Here is an 18684-nt window from a genome sequence, read left to right on the forward strand (position 1 = left end):
TCTGATCCGACAGTGATCTAATGCGGAGCGGGGCCACTGCCCCCGCTTCACCTTTTCCACGGAAGGGCAACGATAGGAGCCATGAGCCGGATGACCAAGAAAGTCCCGACAGGGCCGATCCACGGACCCTATGGTCAGGTGGAGAAGTGGTTGAAGGCCGAGGGCGCCGGCGAGCTGCTGCAGGAGGCCGTCTTCTCTCCGGTCTTCAGCGAGCAGTCCTTCGAGCCCGGAGACCCGAGTGAGGCCGAGCTCCGCGAGCTGTGGCCCGACGGCGGGTGGCTGTCCTGGCTGGGCGGGCCTGCGGTCGGCCCCCTGGAGGAGTGGCCCCGTCGCACCGACGGCAAGGCACTGGCCCACGTGGCCACGATCCACCTCGGCGACCTGGGTGCGACCACCGACGCCGTGGGCAAGGCGGCGTGGCCCACGGGACAGCTGCGCGAGGGACTCCCCACCGACGGCGTACTCGAGGTCTTCCACGACCTCGAGTCCTTCGGCTACGACCCCGCCGACGGCGCGGCCCGCGGATGGCAGGTCTGCTGGGTGCAGACTCCCGACCGCTCGGTGCTGATCGACCCACCGGAGGACCTGGACACCCCCACCGATGTGTGCCAGCTGTGCCTGCCGATGCCGGGCTTCACGCTGCCCTCCGCCGCGGATGTCGCCGGCGGGCCTCAGGACCGATTCGAACTGATCGAAGCCCTGGAGCTCGACCTGCAGAAGGGGTGGCTCGCCCAGCGCACCGGGTCACCGAAGGGGATACCCATACCGTTCAGTCATGCCTACGGCCACAGCCACCGCGGCCGGATCACCGCCGTCGACGACATCCTCCCGGGCGTCCTGCCGCTGGAGCCCGGGGACGAGTACCGGCTGATCCTGGACATCGAGTCGTGGACGGCCCTCGCAGGATGGTTCGGCGATGCGGGCAACCTCGAAGTCTGGGTCCGTGAATCCGACCTCCAGGCACGGGCCTTCGAACGGGCCTGGTGCCTCATCCGCACCGACTGACGGCCAAGACCCGTGAGAACCCCCCTCCTCGGCCCGGGCCTGACAAATGACCATAGGAGCTTGAGTGAAGACCGCGTGGGGCCACTTGAACCTGTCATAGTCTGTGAAGGTAATGGTGGATAAGGGACAGAGAGAGGGCGGACACGAATGCGGCACAATGGACGACCATCCGCTTGTTGAGTACTGCCGCCCGCTTGACTGACGCGGACCATAGGCAACGTACTCGAGAAACTCGAGCTCAAGGGGCTTGGTTTTGAGAGCCCGGGACACCTCGGATGGACGTTCGATACGCGTCGGGATCACAGCCCGAGGCCAGAGCATAGTGCAGCACAGGGGACCGCAGCTGAATTCTCTGGTCGTGCTGGTGAGTCTACCGAGGTGCTCGGCGCACGCCGCCGGACCGCTTGCACGGGCCCGGCAGATCCCCGTACAGCACTGTGCAGCTCAGGAGACGATGAGTTCCGTGATGCCCGTATTGGACCTGAGTGTTGTCTATGCGCTGGCGGTCGACCTCAACTCACCAGAGGAAGCCCTGAAGTTCCTCGACCGATTCCGGGCAGGGTTGTCTCAGACCTACTCCGGGCAGGCAACGCGCCAGCCATCACCACTGACCGCAGCTTCTTACGGGACCTCACCGCGGAGGCATTTCTTTTCACGCACGCATGTCTCGCTCTGCGCTCGAACCCGACACTTCCCGCTCCCCCACGAACGAACCAGTAGTGGTGTCAGCGGAGTGTTGACGTCTTGATAGGCGGGCTTTGATCAGCTCGATGGTGGGGCCAAGGTCGGAGACCTCCCACACACTGTGCCGTGAGGTGGCGGCCCAGTGGAGGGTGTCGGCGACATCGCGGATGTACCCGCCGCGCCGCTCAACTATGGCGCGGCGAAGATCTCCTGCCGTCCAGGCGTAACGAAGTCCGGGCACTCCGTCCGGGAGCCCCCGGTGTTCGCTTCCTAGCGTGAGGTGACCCCACAGATCGATCAGCCCGGGTCTGGCGGCCTCCGCGAGTCGCATGGAACCGAAGAAGCGGCCGTTGAGGTCGATGAGGTGATAGGTGTTGGCACTGTCGATGAGGAATTGGAGTTCGACCAGGCCCCGCCAGCCCAGTCCTTGCAGAAGCTGTTCCGCGCGGGAGACAAGCGACTCATCGATCGGCACCGTGACTGCCCGCGTCGAGACCCCATTGGGTGTGGGCCACAACCTCGTACTTTCCTGCTGCACCCGCGCGGTGAGGCGTCCCCGGTCGAAAATCCCGATGAGAGCGCTCAACCGTCCCACGATCGGCGTTTGAAGCACGGGGTGGGCACCTGCCGCCTGCAGATCACGAATCCGGGGTTCGGCCGCGCTGATCGTGGAATAAGTTCTCGCTTCCATGCGGGTCTGCCGGATTTGTCCCGGGTTCCAGTGGGCACGGCTCTTGACGACGACCGGGCCGCGCCAGGACTGGACGCCCGCCTCGTCGGCATCACGAATCACGGGAGTGGATAAGCCCGCTGCGGCAGCATGCTCAGCGAGCCGGACCTTGTCCAAGGCATCCGAGACGACGCTCGCCGGAGGGTGGGGATTGAGCGCCGGAATTAGGCGCTGATAAGTGGAAACGGCGGCCATCCAGTCGTCTCCGGAACCGAAGACCACCGCGTAGCGCCCGGCCCGCACGGCAGCCCTGACCCCGAGCACGAACGCCTTACCGTCTCCGCGTGGACGGGGAACAGTGTGCCGCGCCATCACGGCTCGTGATGCTCCCGCCATGCCGCCGCCCTCCGGAGTCCCGAGCCCCACACGCCATCCGGCAGCAGCCAGTGACCGGGCGGCAGCCAAAGCACCCCGGTTCCGGCCCGTTCCCACGATCAAGGCACTCAGTGGGGCCTCAACCGGCGATCGACCCGAGGTCGAGAAAACCCGCGCCAGCGTCGGGTCGTTCCGCGTTTCCGCCGCGCGCACCATACCGGGATCTGATTCCTGTTCCACGGCGCTCATCCCTACCCCCCCCCCGTCATCGTCGCGTTCACCAGCTTCTCTACTGCTGAAGCTTACAAACGGCAGATGAGGAGAGCATGAGAGAGGTCGGACGCAGCCACTCGGATCAGCGACCGACAACCCCACGCCACGCACGAGTCCGGCTCTGCTGCGCGGGGAGCAGTGGCGCTGCTGGTGCCCCACTCACATCACGGAGCTGGTGGAAGTCTCATGTCCGTCTCATGGTCAGTGCATAGCGTGGCTCGAGGGGAACCTCCATCGCGATCCTGCCAGTCAGCAATCACGGTTCAGGAGCGCTGACGAGCAGTAGCGATACGACCTCACTGGCCAAAGACTTCACCACTACAACGAAGAGGAATCTCCATGAGAACCTGCCTGCCAAAGCTTTTTGCTGTTCTCGCCACACTGATCGCCCTTGCCCTCACGAGCTGTGACAACCCACCCCAGGATGAGGGCTTTACCAACAACCAGGAGCAACAAGACGATTCCCAGAACCAAGACAACCAACAAGACAACGGCGGCGACGACGGTGACAGCGATGACACGAGCGATGACGATGGCGACGGCGACGGCGACGGCGACGGCGACGACACGAGCGATGACGACGGCGACGACGGCGACGACGGCTGATCGGAACCAGGACGAATTCCGTGCACGAAGATTCTTCCCCGGTCCTGACGCCACCTCGTCGGCTCTCACGCCGGGTCGGTGAGTGCGTTGAGCGATGCCTCTGCGCAGCGCTCCTTGGAGCAATTGAGGGCCAGTCCCTGCAGTGTCGCGGCGATTGGCTGGATGGACTCAGGCGAAAGGATCGTCGTCGATCATCGCGTCTCGCCTCAGGGGCATCAGGGAGCTCGTGGAGGGCTTGGTCCCCGGCTGAATCGCGGCGCCTCGACTTCGATCTCCATAGCTAGAAGTGTTTGGGTCCTCGCGCATATTGCCTTGACCGTCCAGGCAGCAGCGTGTGAGTGAACCCGCCGACGGGTCCGGTGTCTGTATCGCTACGCGCCAGATCCGACACCACGTTCAGGTCCGTCGGCCGAGTTCCTCCCAGAGGAAGGCCAGCGTCGCGGCGCCGGCTTTCAGGATGTCGATGCTGACGCTCTCGTCGCTGTCGTGCCAGTTGTCTTCTACAAGTCCGGTACCGAAGAAGACCACGGCTACATCCAGTGCGCGGGAAAGTATCTCCGCGGGTCCGCCGCCGGCGTTTCCCATCCGCCCCACCTCCTCCGTCTGGAAACCGTGGGCCATTGCCGTGGAGAGAGTATCCAGCACCAGGCAGTCCGGAGTCCGGTACGGTTCCTGCGCATTCTCGAGGTCAAGAGACAGCTCGTACGCGTAGCCGGCACTGATGTTCTCCTCCACCCAGCGCCGCACCTGCCCTGCCACGTCCTGGATGTTCTGCCCGGCGACGGTGCGGATGCTCAGGTCTGCGGACGCCATGGACGGGATGGCCGCACGTTGCACACCGATGGGGTCCCCGGCCGCCAGTGCAATGACTTCCAACGACGGGCGCTCCCACAGCCGTTCGAGTACCGAGTATCCGTACTCCCCCGAAATACTGCGTGTGTGTGAGCGCTTCAGCCAGTCCTGCGGGTCGAAAGGCAGTGCGGCCAGTTCAGCCCGGCGGCGGGGGGTGATGTCCTCGAAGTCATCGTAGAATCCCGGGAAGGTGATCCTTCCCTTGTCGTCGTGCAACTGCCCGAGCAGTCTGCTGAGTTCAAGGGCCGGGTTGGGGGCCGGCCCGGACACGGCGCCGCTGTGAATGTCGGTGAGGGGCCCGTAGACCTCGATATGTGCGCCGAGCATGCCGCGGATGCTGGTGCAGATAGCGGGATGATCTGCGTGCCACAGCAGGGTGTCGGAGAAGACCACGGCGTCCGCATCAAGGCCGGCGCGGTGGTCCTGAAGAAGTTCTGCCAGGCCGGGAGAGCCGGCCTCTTCCTCCCCTTCGACGATCAGCTTGAGGTTCACTGCCGGAGTGGTGCGTCCCGTGGCACTGAGGTGGGCCCGGAGTCCCCAGCCGTGAGCCATGACCTGTCCTTTGGCGTCTGAAGTTCCTCGGCCGTAGAGCCTGCCGTCGCGAAGTACCGGATCGAACGGAGTGGTCTGGTCCCAGTTCTCCTCCTTGACCGCGCGCACGTCATGGTGGCCGTAGATCAGGATGGTCGGGGCCCCGGGGTTGCCGGACCATTCAGCGAAAACCGCGGGACCCTCTGCCCTCTTCCAGATCTCCGTGGTCGGGAAACCCACCCCCCGCAGCTCCCCCGCGAGCCAGTTGGCGGACCGGGTGAGGTGGTGTTTGCGCTCCGGGACGCCCGCCACGGACGGGATGCGGACCCACTCCGTGAGTCTGTCCACGAGCAGCGGCGTGTGGGCGTCGATGTAGTGTCGAACGTTTCCGTCAGCATTCATCGTTGATCCAATCGAATCAGTCAGGTGTCTTGCAGCGAGGGGACCGGGACTGCGTGGCGGTGGAGGTGCCCTGGGTGCGTTCGACGGCGTCCGCCACCACCGCGGCCAAGCTCTGGCTGTTCGCCATCGTTTCGAGTTGCCTGCATGAGCCCGTGCCTGCGGTGAGGATCTGCGAGATGCCCAGGGCCACTTGCTCGTCGTCGCCGCTTCCTGCCAGGACGGGGCGGACATGAGCCAGGAGGGCCTCGACCGCTTCGGCAGCCGGACACGGGGTGTTCAGTACCGGGTGGAGGAGGTTGCCTCCTACTCCGGATCTGCTGGCGTGCCACGCCGCGAGACGCAGGTGCGTGTCTGACCGATGCGGGGCAGGGGTTCCGGCCCGCCATTCCTGGACGGCTCGTTCCGTGAGTGCCCGCACGAGGGCGGCGATTGTCGTGGCGTGTTCGGGTTCCAGGCAGACGTCGGCGATGCGCACCTCGACCGTCGGATGATGGCGGGAGAGGCGGGCGTCGAAGTACACCATGCCCTCGTCAACAAGGACGCCGGCAGCCAGCAATGACTGGACATGGTTTCGGTACGCCCGTTCGGATCCGAACCGCCGGCAGGGTCCCGACGTCGGCCACCGGCCGTACGCCTGGTAGCGGAAGCTCGCGTAGCCGCTGTTGTCTCCCTGCCAGAACGGGGAGTTCGCGCTCAGGGCCAGCAGGACCGGCAGCCAGACACGGATCCGGTCCAGCACCGCTACGCCTTCCGCGCCGGAGTCAACGCCGACGTGGACATGGAAGCCGCACGTGAGCTGTTCCCGGAAAGTCAGCCCGAACCGGGCGGCCATCTCCAGGAAGCGGGGCTGCGGCACCGGTGTCGGAGTGACCGCGACCGGGCTGGTCGCCAGCGCCACCGCCCTGGTGCCCACCGACCGTGCGGCCTCATCGGCCAGACCGCGGCCCTCCCTGATTGCTCCAGCCATCTCCTGCAAGGTGGTACAGACAGGGCTGACAACTTCAAGTTGCTCCTGCTGGACCTCCGGAGTCAGGACCGGGCCGGCGACGAACCCTTGACGGTTGGACCTGCGCCGAAGTGCCTGCTCTGCCACTGGTGCCGGCTGGCCCGTCCCGGGGTCGACCAGCAGGAATTCCTCCTCGACGCCGAAGGTCCTTCGACCGCTGCCAACGGGACGGACACCCTGCCTACTCGTTGATGAATTCACGGCAATTCCTTTGAGGAAGGCCGCCGACCCGAAGATGCGCGGACCGGCCGCCATCGAAGCATGAACAAGCTTCCTACAAGAACCCACAACCACCAGCCCGCTGGAACCACGCCTTCGATGTCCTCAGAGTACGCACGGCAGTGGGCCGCCGAAAGGGCGATCCAGCTGTACCCGCTGTAACGCTGTTCCTTGACGGCAGGATCGTTCTTCTCCATGCACAAGAGTGAACGCGTCCGGCGGACCGTGCTTGCCGCCACCGTGCAGGCGTGAGGCGATGTCATCGCCTCCATGAAAGGCCTGGACAACAGCCGTTATCGGCACTCTGGATTCGGCTGCCAGCATCAGGACGAGGCTCACTACAGTCACCAGCAGCCCGCTAGGGCGGCGTAGGAACGATCATTCCGCTGGTCGAGATCGTCGGTGCAGCCCCCCGTTCGTTGTGGATCGAAATTCAGGAGCGTAGTGGACCGGGTGAACTGCGCTTACGAAGTGCTGGCTCATTATCGCGGCGAAGGTGCGGAAGCAGATCCTGACGCCGATGCCGGGCGTCGAAGTCCGATCCCGGCGAAGAGTAGGCCTTCACCGTGCCTGGACCTCGATGGCTTCGCACTGGTCCCGTAGGGACAGTAGCTACTCGTCCCGCCCGGTCCCGGCGGCGTTGGTGCCAACCAGTGTGCGGTTCACTACTGCTTCTGTCGTGTCGGTCGGGCTGGTGCGGGTTACTCCTCGTGGAACGGCCACTGGTTGGTACCCCGCTGCCACGACGTGCTGGCGGAAGTCAATGGATTGCTTCGTCCGGGCAGCCCCCGCTGATGACTGTGACCGGCGGTAGCGTAGGACAGTCGTTTAGCAGTAAGCGGTGCGCCATCGGTGGCCCGCCCGGACTTCCCTGGCGCGGGTACACCGTCAACGTCCTCCGAGGAAGCATCATCAACGACAACGAATTTCTCGTGCCTCCAGCCGAGAATCCCCTCCCGGCTCCCCCAGCGGCACTCTCCGTGACAGCGTCCGTAGCACCGTCCGCAGCACCGGCCGCAGTTGATCGTCCCGTACTCGCGGAGCACGAATTCGATGAGCTCTTCGAGGACGAATATGAGCAGTTCCTGCCGGGAACACCTGCCCACACGGCGATCTACCTGCAGGACCTCGTCCTGGACAGCACCGACGTCGAGGGCTTCCTCGACAGCCTCGCCCGGGCCGCCACCGAACACCTCGCCGGGCACGGGCACGACGTGTTCTGCGGGGTGACGCTCCTTCGACCACGGACCAATGTGACGATCGCCAGTAGCAGTCCCGAGGCCCGGCGGCTCGATGAGCTGCAGTACTCCTACGGCGATGGGCCGTGCCTGACCGCTGCCCGGACCGACCAGCCGGTCCATGTCCCTGACACGAGGACCGATCAGCGGTGGCCGGAGTACCTGGCCGAGGTGACCCGCCACGGCGCGTCGTCCATCCTCGGCGTGCCGATCCCTCTCGATGGTGAGGCGAAGTGCGGACTGAACCTGTACTTCACAGCGTCGAACACGTTCACCGCCGAGGCCAGGCACGCCGCGGGGTTCTTCGCGCGAGAAGCCTCCCGTTCCCTGCGTCTGGCCGTACGGATCGCCACGCTCGCGGAGAAGGCCGGGCATCTGAACGCCGCGCTCCAGTCCCGGACCGTCATCGACCTCGCCGCCGGCATCATCATGGCCCAGAACAAGTGCAGCCAGACCGCGGCGGTCGCCATCATGAAGTCAGCGTCCAGCCACCGTCAGGTCAAACTCCGCGACCTCGCCCATGAACTCGTCGTCACCATCAACCATCAGGGACCCGACACCCACTTCGACTGAAGAATCCGCACCAACAGTTCGAGGGCATCACACCACCATCAACCACTGCTTCACCACCGAATGGAGAAACTTCATGGCCACCAAGAAAAGCACGACGATCGCAGCATTCCTTGCGGCTTCCAGCCTCTTCCTCGGAGGATGCGACCTCGGCAGTAACGATAGCGACGACCCCGGTACGGACACCGGCAATTACGACGACAACAACGGCATCGATACCGACCAGGGCGACGACGCACGAGGAAACGACAACTAGCACCGCACGCCCGCCATCACCCCGTGAACGATGGTCCAGCGAGCGAGCACGCGCCGGCTATCTCGCCGATTGGGCTGCGTGTCCGGATGAAGTATGACGACCATAGGTGTAGTGAGGGCCGAGGACCTGCCGCTCAGCGAAGTTCTCACGTTGTACGGTGCGGTGGAGCGGTTGGCCTCCACGAAGGACCCGGACAACCTTCAACGAGCATTGGAGGGGTCCTCGACCCTCGTGGCCGCCCATCATGGCGAGGCGCTGGTTGACCTGGCTGAGGAGGACCCGCCAGAGCCCCCGTACGGTTCGATTGATCGAACGGGGTCCGCAAACCGGATCCTCCACTGGAGGGAATTTGGGCCATGATCTTATGGCTCCGCCCGCGAGCTGATCAGGGCCGTCGCGGATAAATGTAAGTCTCGACTCGAGGTTGTCGGTGAGCGCCCGGTGCCCGGCTTAGTGTGAAGCATGCACTTGACTCGGAATCGTGATCGGCCCGCTGCACAGCAATGGGCATCAGTAGCGTTGATCGCCGTTCTGTCGGCCGGGCTTTGGTTCGGCTGGTTCGCCTGGGATACCGAGTACCAGTACGACGCGGCCACCGGAAGAATGGGCGGCCCATACGCAGTGTGGCAGGGCGTCGGAGCTTTTCTCTGCAGCATCGTGGTGGTCTGGTTCGCCTACCGTCTCCTGCATGTCGCCGTCGCCCTCCTGGTCCTTCCAGCGTCCTTCACGTTCGCGTGGATCACGACGGCCGCCGCGACGGACGTGACCGGGCTGTGGATGGTGGGAGCTGTACTTCTCGCTTTCGGTACCACCATTGGCGTGGCAATGATGCTCGGTATCGCCGCCGCCGTAGAAGCTGCTGGCAGGAAACCCGCGTCTCCGCTGCTGCATCCGAGTAGCTGCTCCCGAACAGGCATAGAAACACCGTGGGCCATCCGACGCGACTGACGATCCTCCACCGCTCGGAGTTCATTCATCGGGTGGTCGATTCGCCGGTAGTACTGTCGGGGCGCGTCATGAAGTGGGGCCAGGTATATCCGTCACACCGGAGCCACTTCTAGCAGTAAGCATTACCATCCTCTCTTGAGCTCGAAGGAAACAACCTGCGCCGGGCTCGAACGAGGAGATGGTGAGCGAAGTCGCGAACCTTGGCGCCGGGGATGGGTCCACGCCAGAGGGATTCACTACGGAGGACCTGCGGCTGGGCAAGAAGGCCACCAAATTCCTTCGCGCCCTCAGCCCGATTGCTCTCGTAGCCTGTGTTTCAATCGCTGGCTTCGTTCTTCTCAATGTTCCATGGGATACCCGGATGCCCTACGACGGAGAATATGACCGCAGCGGCAGGGGTATTCCCATGCAGATCGCGATGCTTCCCTGCATGCTGCTCCTCATTGGCATCTGACGGGCTGGAACGACGCCGAACGCGCATCACATGCGCAAGGGCTCGCGCGTCGGGACCTACATTCTCGGAAGTGGACTCATAGCCGTATGCGTCGTCGGTCAGTGGGTCATCGTGGAATCGATTCTGGAAGCGGGTGGATACCTTGTCGGATAGCCCGGCGTCCACCATCGCGCATGTCCCTGAGCCGGTCGCTCATTACTCCCCCTGGCTCTCGTGGCTGCCACTGGAGCGCTGCTGGAGAAGGCTGCGCACGATCGGCTCCAACGTTGCCAATGCACGGAGAGGCGCGGTGACCCGAAGCTCCTCGACCAACTTGCCGGGCTCGTGGCGCAGCGCGTACGTGTCAGTCACTTCTTGGATGAGCGGGGCGACGAGCTTGACGGCACCATCCCGGTCCGGTGCGCGACGCCAGTGCACGGTGACTGCAAGGGACTTGTCTTCGACGAAGATGCCTTCGACATCGTCCAGCAGCCCCACTTTCCCGATGAAGGATCGTCCGCGGAATCAGGCGATCGACCATAAAGCGCTGGGATAATCCTGCCATTGAGCGCTCGGACTCACAGAGCTGGTGGTGTCTCGTCCTGGTGTGTTGCAACCCACGGGTTACGAGCCGTAGGCCACCGCCAGATTTCTCGGGCTCGTCGGACCAGGGCAGTGAGAAGCCGCCTCGAATTCGGCGTTTTCTCGACACTGCTTCAGGGCGCTCCTGTCATTTCGGCGGAGTGCATGAGTCGAGACTGATCTCCGTCCGACTCTTGTTGTCACGGGTTCTGTGCCGGAGGAGACTTGAGGCGACGGCATCCCATCTCGTGCCGCCCGCGGGGTCATCCGGCTGCGGGGCCTCACAGCACCCTGTAGCGGCCTGGTGGATCGATGAGCTCCCTGACACCCCTCGAGAAGGCCGCTCAGCGGTCGCGCCATCTCTTGCTCCTGGTGGCTATCGCGTTGATCGGAGGTCTGAGTGGGTGCGAGTATGCGCCCGACAACGCCTCCCTCCCGCCCACCAGTTCACCAACTACGGAGGCCGGCACGATGTCGCCAACGGAGGGCGGCACGGTTCCGCCGCTGCCGGACAGCGGCGACATCGACGCCGGCACATACCTCGTCACCAGCTACACGGAGCCTTTCGAGATCACCGTCCCGGACGGCTGGTTGAGCGACGGCGGTGACGTCCTGTCCAAGGACGACCCGGCCCACCCGGATGAAGGGGGCGTCGTCGTGGCTTGGTGGCCCGCGGATTATGTGCCGACGGATTCATGCGCGTGGGTGGGCGCGCTCGTCGAGGTAGGTCCGTCCGCTGAAGCCTTCGTCGACGCCATGACGGCGCAGACGTCGACGACCAGCACCCCTCCCGTCGAAGTCGTGGTGGGCGATTACTCCGGCTTCGAGTTCGACCACTCCATCGAGGGCGACGTGGACATCACCGCCTGTGACCGCGACAAGTTCTGCCTCCACTCAGGATTCTCGAACGAATGCTCACGCTGGTACTCGACTCAGGATGAACGCGAGACCTACCGGGTGGTCGACCTGGAGGGCCAGCGCGCAGTGATCTGGGTGACCCAATTCCACGAATCGATCAATCCGGAGCTGACGAGCGAGGCACGCGCCGTCTTCGACTCGATCGTGTTCCGGTCCGACATGTGACCAGCTGATGCGATAGGTGATCCCGCCCATGGGCTCCGGCTCCTTCTCCGAACCCACGTGGGCGTCTCATAGCCTCAGTGTCTCGATACGCAGGGGATGCGAGGCGGGTTGCCCCATCCGGCACGCCACGTAGCGGTGCGGAAAGCCGGCCGTTCAGCGCTGTGATCCACAGCCGATGTTGGTTCGCGAACCCGCCGTCGGACCTCGCCGCCCGCCCGGTCAAAGTATCCTTTCGCTGAGATGTCTCTCCAGGGACCACGACGCCGCCTGGGCCAGCCCCTCCTTGATGCGGGAGCGCGTCTCGTTCGGCCTCGCGGCGGGCTAGACCTGCAGACTCCACATCGGGTGCCCTGGCTCGTCGCCCGCGGATACCTGTGTTCACAGCTTCCGTCGCGGCTGGACTGGATGGACATGCGGACGATCCGGTTCGTGTCTGCCGACCCGTGGACCGGGGCGTGAACTTCGACGACGAGCAGGGGGCTGCCTCCTCCTCGGAACCGGGCAGCAACACCACGTCGACGGGATCAGAGGACGCTGCGGTACACCCCGAGGGTCGTCTCCGCGATCGATCCCCAGTCGAAGTGCCGTTCCGCCCGCTGCCGACCCGCGGCGCCCATCGCAGACGCCCGCGCGGGATCGCCCACGAGGGCATTCAGCGCGGCGGCGAAGTCCTGGACGAACCGCTCCGGATCCAAGGGCGTCCCGGTGCCGTCCTGTACCTGTTCCAGGGGCACGAGGGTGCCGGTCACGCCGTCGTCGATCACCTCCGGGATGCCGCCGGTCGCCGACGCGACGACGGCAGCGCCGCACGCCATGGCCTCGAGGTTGACGATCCCGAGGGGCTCGTAGATGGAGGGGCACGCGAAGACGGTGGCGTGGCTCAGGATCTGGACGACCTCCCGGCGCGGCAGCATCTTCTCGATGAGTACCACCGAACCCCGTTTCTCCCGCAGCTCGGAGATGAGCACCTCGGTCTCGGCGGCCAGCTCGGGCGTGTCCGCGGCTCCGAGGCAGAGGACAAGCTGGACGTCCGCCGGCAGGTGCGCCGCTGCACGCAGCAGATACGGGACACCCTTCTGCCGCGTATTGCGACCCACGAAGACCACGCTCGGGCGGTCGGGATCGATGCCGTGCGCACGCAGGGCGTCGTCGTCCTCGTCGCGGGACCACTGGGCGACGTCGATCCCGTTGTGGACCACGTGGACCTTGCCGGGGTCGACGTCGGGGTAGCTGCGCAGGATGTCCGCCCGCATGCCGGCGGACACGGCGATGACGGCGGCCGCCGCCTCGTAGGACGTCTTCTCCACCCAGGAGGACACCGCGTAGCCGCCCCCGAGCTGCTCGGCCTTCCAGGGGCGCAGCGGCTCGAGGCTGTGCGCGCTGAGGACGTGCGGGATGCCGTGCAGGAGGGAGGCGAGGTGCCCGGCCATGTTGGCGTACCAGGTGTGGGAATGCACGAGATCCGCACCCGCCATCGCGCCCAGCATCTGCAGGTCCGTGCCCAGGGTCTGGACGGCCGGATTGGCTCCGGCGAGGCCTTCCGGCACGCCGTAGGAGAGTACGGAGGCGCCGTGGTACTCCCCCGGCCGGGGCGCCCCGAACGCGTGGACCCGGAGATCGACCTGCGGGGCGAGGACCCTGCTGAGCTCGGCGACATGTACCCCCGCTCCACCGTAGATCTCGGGCGGGAACTCCTTGGTCACAATGTCTACTCGCACTCCCCCAACGTAGTGCAGTGCGTCCCCTGTCCTCTAGTGTGAAGAAACCGGAAGGGTTCCGGGCTGTGTGTACCAACGCTGATCGACCACCTATCGAGCAGGCAGAACACTCAACGAAGAGCGGGGGGTCTGAAGTGGCACCGAAGAAAGTACTTGCCGTGGTTCTGGCGGGCGGCGAAGGCAAACGCCTGATGCCGCTCACGGCGGACAGGGCGAAACCGGCCGTGCCGTTCGCCGGCAGCTACCGGCTCATCGACTTCGCGCTGTCGAACCTCGTCAATTCCGGCTACCTCCAGATCGTTGTACTGACGCAGTACAAGTCCCACAGCCTGGACCGGCACATCTCGGAGACGTGGCGGATGTCCACGCAGCTCCAGCAGTACATCGCCTCGGTTCCAGCGCAGCAGCGCCGGGGCAAGAGCTGGTTCCTCGGCAGTGCGAACGCGATCTACCAGTCGCTGAACCTGATCCACGACGCGCAGCCGGACATCGTCGTCGTGATCGGCGCGGACCACGTGTACCGGATGGACTTCGAGCAGATGGTCGACGCGCACGTGAAGAGCGGGGCGTCGGTCAGCGTCGCGGCCGTCCGCCAGCCGATGGACCTCGTGGACCAGTTCGGCGTGATCGAGGTGGACCAGGACGATCCAGGGCGCATCGCGGCGTTCGTCGAGAAGCCGAAGAGCACGCCCGGCCTCCCGGACGACCCCAACAGCTTCCTCGCCTCCATGGGCAACTACGTCTTCACCACCGACGCCCTGCTGAAGGCGCTCGAGGACGACGCCGCGCGCCTGGACACCAAGCACGACATGGGCGGGGACATCATCCCCTACTTCGTGGAACGCAACGACGCCGCCGTCTACGACTTCACGACCAACGAGATCCCCGGCTCCACCGACCGAGACCGCCAATACTGGCGCGACGTCGGCACCATGGACTCGTACTACGACGCCAACATGGACCTCATCTCGCCCCTGCCGCTGTTCAATCTGTACAACCTGCAGTGGCCCATCTACACACGCCAGAGCGTCTCGCCGCCGGCCAAGTTCGTGCGCAGCGCCTCCGGGCGATCCGGCGAGGCCCACGACTCGATCGTCTCCGCCGGCGTCGTCGTCTCCGGGGGCGCGGTGAACACCTCCATCCTCGCGACCGACGTGTTCATCGACGAAGCCGCCGAGGTGACGGGCAGCGTCCTGCTCGACAAGGTCAATGTCGGAGCCGGGGCGGTGGTGCGCCGGGCCATCATCGACAAGAACGTCCGGATCCCCGCCGGAGTGAGGATCGGCGTCGACGCGGACCTGGACCGGCGCCGCGGCTTCGCCGTCACGAACTCCGGCCTCACGATCGTCAGCAAGGGCCAGATCATCCCGTCGGACTGATCGGTAGCTGCCCCGAGACGTGACGAGGCCCCGGCACCGCCGGGGCCTCGTCACGTCTCGGGGCGGGCCCGATCTCCCGGGTTCCGGGGGGCGATCGTCCGCGGGGACCGGGCGCGGACGCGTGATTGAATGACCGGATGGAGAACGAGAACCTGACCCGGGACGAAGCCGCCGCCCGCTCGGCGCTGCTGGAGACCGAGAGCTACACCGTCCACCTGGATCTCTCGCGGGCCAGGGATGCCGCCCAGGGGACCTACCCCACGACGACGACCGTGGTGTTCTCCTGCCGCGAGCCGGGGGCGTCCACGTTCCTCGACTTCATCGGCGAGGTCACCGCTCTCGAGGTGAACGGTCGGGTACTCGACCCCGCCACCGCCGGCGACGGCGCCCGCGTGCTGCTCGACGACCTCGCCGAGCACAACACGGTGACCGTCACGGGCCAGGCCCGCTACAGCACCAGCGGCGAGGGACTCCACCGGTTCGTGGATCCCGCCGACGGCGAGACGTACCTGTACACGCAGTACGAGCCCGCCGACGCACGCCGCGTCTTCGCGAACTTCGAGCAACCGGATCTGAAGGCCACCTTCACGTTCAGCGTCGTCGCGCCCGCCGACTGGACGGTCGCCTCCAACGGCGCCGAGACCGGCGTCCAGCCACTCGACGACACATCCGACGCCGCGGCCGCCCGCTGGACCTTCGCGCCCACGCGGCGTATCTCCACCTACATCACCACCGTGCTGGCGGGCCCCTACCATCGGGAGACCGACTCCTGGACCGGTGCGGCGGGCACGGCCGGTGAGGGCCTCGAGGTGCCGCTGGCCCTGTACTGCCGCCGCTCCCTGGCCCCGTCCTTCGACGCCGCCGAGATCTTCGACACCACCCGACGCGGGCTGGATTTCTTCCACGACCTGTTCGACTACGCCTACCCCTTCGGCAAGTACGATCAGGCGTTCGTCCCGGAGTACAACCTCGGCGCCATGGAGAACCCTGGGCTCGTGACCTTCACCGAGAACTACGTGTTCCAGTCCGCGGCCACGGAGGCGCAGCGCGAGGCCCGGGCCAACACGATCATGCACGAGATGGCCCACATGTGGTTCGGTGACCTCGTGACGATGTCGTGGTGGGACGACCTCTGGCTCAAGGAGTCCTTCGCCGACTACATGGGCGCCCTCGCCGTAGCGGAGGCGACGCGCTGGAGCACCTCGTGGGTCAGCTTCGCGAACCGCCGGAAGGCGTGGGCCTACGTGCAGGATCAGCTCCCGACGACGCACCCGATCGTCGCGGACATCCCGGACCTCGAGGCCGCGAAGCAGAACTTCGACGGCATCACCTACGCGAAGGGCGCCTCCGTGCTCAAGCAGCTCGTGGCCTTCGTGGGCCGCGAGGACTTCACGACCGCCGCCCGGCAGTATTTCCGCAAGCACGAGTACGGCAACACCAACCTCACTGACCTCCTCGACGTCCTGGCCCTCGCGACGGGGCAGGACCTCGCCGCGTGGTCGCGGTCCTGGCTCCAGACCTCCGGTGTCCCCGCACTCGCCGCCGAGGTCACGGCCGACGACGGCATCCTCACCGGGGTCACGATCGTCCAGGATGCCGTGGACCCTGTGACCGGGCTGGACGAGCCCCGGCCGCACCGTGTCCGGGTAGGCCTGTACTCCTTCGACACCGAGGGATGGCTCGTGCGGACGCGAGCGGAGCCCGTGACGGTCGAGGCCGGCCGGACCGCCGTGCCGGCGCTCGCCGGGGCGGACCAGCCGGACCTCCTGCTGGTCAACGACGACGACCTGACCTACGCGAAGCTGTCCTTCGACGAGCGTTCCCTCGCCACCCTCCTGACCTCGATCCACCGCGTGCAGGACCCCCTGGCCCGGGCCACGTGCCTCACCGCCCTGTGGTCCACCACGAGGGACGCGCGCCTGCCGGTGAGCTCCTACCTGTCCGCCGTGATGCTCGCAGCGCCCGTGGAGGGCGGGGTGGGCATGCTGCAGGTCCTGCTGGCCAACGCCCGCACCGCGATCGAACGCTTCGCCCCCGCGGGAGAGCGCCCGGCGCTGCGGGACCGGCTGAGCGACTTCCTGGCGGAGGGCCTGCGCACCGCGGAGCCGGGTTCCGACCTCCAGCTCGCCTGGGCCAGGGCGCTCGCGGCCGCCGCCCGCAGCGCCGGGCGGGCCGTCGACGTCGTGCGCGCCGTGCTCGACGGCGACGAGCGGATCGACGGACTGGGCCTCGACGCCGAACTCCGCTGGTTCCTCCTCCAGGGACTCGCCGCGCAGCAGCGTGTCCGGCCCGGGGAACTGGAGGCCGAGCGGACGGCGGACCCGACGGCGTCGGGCCGCGTGGGCTTCACCCTCGCCTCCGCCGCGATCCCCGATGCGGCCATCAAGAAGGCAACGTGGGCGGAAGCGGTGCACGGCGACCGGCTGTCCAACGAGCTGCTCAGCGCGGCGATCGAGGGGTTCATGCTCGGCTCGCACGCACTCCTGGACCCGTACCGGGAGCCCTACTTCGAGGCGCTCCGCGGGGTCTGGGACACCCGCGGCATCGAGATGGCGAGCAGGATCGTCCGGGGCCTGTACCCGGGTCATCAGGACCTCGACGGCGAGCCCGGACGGCACCCCGTGGTCCTGCGGACCGACGCCTGGCTGGACGCGAACCCCGACGCACCCGCGGCCCTGCGGCGCATCGTCGTGGAGGAACGCGACCATCTCCTGCGGTCGCTGCGGGCGCAGGCTCAGGGCACGCGGTAGAGCCACTCCTCGGTCCCGAACTTGTGCTCCACCAGGTCCTCGGCGCGGCGGAGGTCGTCGTCGGAGAGTGATGCCTCCACCGCGCCGTAACGCTCGCGGAAGGTGTCCATCATGACGCCGATGATCTCCTCGCGGGTCAGCCCCGTCTGGCGGCGCAGGGGGTCCACACGCTTCTTCGCGCTCTTCGTCCCCTTGTCGGACATCTTCTCCCGACCGATGCGCAGCACCTCGAGCATCTTGTCCGCGTCGATGTCGTAGCTCATGGTCACGTGGTGCAGCATCCCGCCGTTGGCGAGCCGCTTCTGCGCCGCGCCGCCGATCTTACCGACCTCCGTGGCGATGTCGTTCAGGGGCTGGTACCAGGCCTGGATGCCGAGCCGCTGGAGGGCGTCCATCACCCAGGCGTCGAGGAACGGGTAGGAGTCGGCGAAGCTCAGGCCGTCCACGAGCGACTGCGGCACGTAGATGGAGTAGGTGATGGCGTTGCCGTGCTCCATGAACATGGCACCGCCGCCGCTGATCCTGCGCACCACGGTGACCCCGTGCCGGTCCGCACCCGCCGGATCCACCTCGTTGCGCATGGACTGGAAGCTGCCGATCACCACCGACGGCGCCTGCCACTCCCAGAAACGGAGGGTCGGGTTGCGGGAGCCCGCGCCGACGTCGCGCGTGAGGACCTCGTCCATCGCGACATGCATGGCCGTGGACAGCGGGGTGGGAGGGATGATCTCCCACTGGTGGTCCGCGAAGCTCGAGGCCCGTCCGAGGGCGCGGCGGACCGCGGTGGCGATGGCCTCGGGCGAGAAGCCGAACAGCACGGCCGACGGGTCGAGGCGCTGGGTGATCGCCGCGGCCAGCTCCCCCGGCGCGGTGTCTGCGGGGAGCCCCTCCAGCGCGGCGTTGATGTCGAGCAGCGCCTCGTCGGGCTCGAGGAAGAAGTCCCCGTTGACCGACACGCCCGTGAGGCGCCCGCCCTGCACGCTGAGGTCCACGGCCGTGAGCTTGCCGCCCGGGGTCTTGAATTCTCCGTGCAGGCGCTCCGCGCCGGGTGCCTGTTCCGGTGCCTGTTCCATGGGTGCCTTCCGTGGTGCGTTAACGGGAGGA

At 66.4% G+C, this 18684-nt stretch carries 15 protein-coding genes; 9 read left to right on the plus strand and 6 right to left on the minus strand.

The window, feature by feature from the left end; all coding sequences use genetic code 11:
- Positions 1-90: 90 nt before the first annotated feature.
- Positions 91-1005, plus strand: coding sequence for a DUF1963 domain-containing protein (locus tag AC4D2E_RS06795; RefSeq protein WP_490952052.1), 915 nt, complete (start codon positions 91-93; stop codon positions 1003-1005).
- 652 nt (positions 1006-1657) lie between these two features.
- Here AC4D2E_RS06795 and AC4D2E_RS06800 read toward each other — a convergent pair.
- The gene (locus AC4D2E_RS06800) at positions 1658-2974 is read right to left on the minus strand and encodes an ATP-grasp domain-containing protein (protein WP_490952053.1); all 1317 of its coding nucleotides are present in this window, start codon (positions 2972-2974) and stop codon (positions 1658-1660) included.
- Positions 2975-3346: 372 nt separating this feature from the next.
- On the opposite strand from AC4D2E_RS06800, the gene AC4D2E_RS06805 reads away from it, so the two are divergent.
- The gene (locus AC4D2E_RS06805; protein ID WP_490952054.1) at positions 3347-3613 is read left to right on the plus strand and encodes a hypothetical protein; all 267 of its coding nucleotides are present in this window, start codon (positions 3347-3349) and stop codon (positions 3611-3613) included.
- 396 nt (positions 3614-4009) lie between these two features.
- On the opposite strand, the gene AC4D2E_RS06810 is transcribed toward AC4D2E_RS06805, so the two are convergent.
- Together AC4D2E_RS06810 and AC4D2E_RS06815 are read right to left on the minus strand one after the other, a co-directional pair.
- Positions 4010-5398 carry a M20/M25/M40 family metallo-hydrolase gene (locus AC4D2E_RS06810; protein WP_490952055.1) on the minus strand — a complete coding sequence of 463 codons (1389 nt, stop codon included), beginning with the start codon at positions 5396-5398 and terminating at the stop codon, positions 4010-4012.
- A gap of 16 nt (positions 5399-5414) precedes the next feature.
- Positions 5415-6605 (minus strand): carboxylate-amine ligase, encoded by a 1191-nt coding sequence (locus AC4D2E_RS06815; protein WP_490952056.1) that lies wholly within the window; start codon positions 6603-6605, stop codon positions 5415-5417.
- A gap of 998 nt (positions 6606-7603) precedes the next feature.
- Here AC4D2E_RS06815 and AC4D2E_RS06820 point away from each other — a divergent pair.
- The 4 genes from AC4D2E_RS06820 (at position 7604) to AC4D2E_RS06835 (ending at position 10089) form a co-directional block, all read left to right on the plus strand.
- Entirely contained in the window at positions 7604-8434 is an 831-nt protein-coding gene (locus AC4D2E_RS06820; RefSeq protein WP_490952057.1) for a GAF and ANTAR domain-containing protein, read from the plus strand.
- 73 nt (positions 8435-8507) lie between these two features.
- Positions 8508-8687: a hypothetical protein gene (locus AC4D2E_RS06825; protein WP_490909299.1), complete on the plus strand. Its 180-nt coding sequence runs from the start codon at positions 8508-8510 to the stop codon at positions 8685-8687.
- A 519-nt stretch (positions 8688-9206) separates the two neighbouring features.
- The gene (locus tag AC4D2E_RS06830) at positions 9207-9635 is read left to right on the plus strand and encodes a hypothetical protein (RefSeq protein WP_490952058.1); all 429 of its coding nucleotides are present in this window, start codon (positions 9207-9209) and stop codon (positions 9633-9635) included.
- Between the two features lie 178 nt (positions 9636-9813).
- Entirely contained in the window at positions 9814-10089 is a 276-nt protein-coding gene (locus AC4D2E_RS06835; protein WP_490909297.1) for a hypothetical protein, read from the plus strand.
- A 195-nt stretch (positions 10090-10284) separates the two neighbouring features.
- On the opposite strand, the gene AC4D2E_RS06840 is transcribed toward AC4D2E_RS06835, so the two are convergent.
- A complete protein-coding gene (locus AC4D2E_RS06840; protein ID WP_490952059.1) occupies positions 10285-10566 on the minus strand; it encodes a hypothetical protein in 282 nt (93 codons plus the stop codon).
- A gap of 555 nt (positions 10567-11121) precedes the next feature.
- On the opposite strand from AC4D2E_RS06840, the gene AC4D2E_RS06845 reads away from it, so the two are divergent.
- Positions 11122-11733, plus strand: a complete 612-nt coding sequence (locus AC4D2E_RS06845; protein ID WP_490952060.1) for a hypothetical protein — start codon at positions 11122-11124, stop codon at positions 11731-11733.
- Between the two features lie 524 nt (positions 11734-12257).
- Here AC4D2E_RS06845 and glgA read toward each other — a convergent pair.
- Positions 12258-13451, minus strand: a complete 1194-nt coding sequence (gene glgA / locus AC4D2E_RS06850; RefSeq protein ID WP_490952061.1) for a glycogen synthase — start codon at positions 13449-13451, stop codon at positions 12258-12260.
- A gap of 134 nt (positions 13452-13585) precedes the next feature.
- On the opposite strand from glgA, the gene glgC reads away from it, so the two are divergent.
- Both glgC and pepN read left to right on the plus strand, forming a co-directional pair.
- Positions 13586-14830 (plus strand): glucose-1-phosphate adenylyltransferase, encoded by a 1245-nt coding sequence (glgC, locus tag AC4D2E_RS06855; RefSeq protein WP_104164889.1) that lies wholly within the window; start codon positions 13586-13588, stop codon positions 14828-14830.
- Between the two features lie 137 nt (positions 14831-14967).
- Positions 14968-17580, plus strand: coding sequence for an aminopeptidase N (gene pepN / locus AC4D2E_RS06860; protein WP_490952062.1), 2613 nt, complete (start codon positions 14968-14970; stop codon positions 17578-17580).
- Here pepN and lplAB read toward each other — a convergent pair.
- Entirely contained in the window at positions 17565-18653 is a 1089-nt protein-coding gene (gene lplAB, locus AC4D2E_RS06865) for a lipoate-protein ligase LplAB (RefSeq protein WP_490952063.1), read from the minus strand. The genes pepN and lplAB overlap by 16 nt on opposite strands.
- Positions 18654-18684: the final 31 nt, after the last annotated feature.

The organism is Arthrobacter sp. TJ-265, from assembly GCF_058269135.1.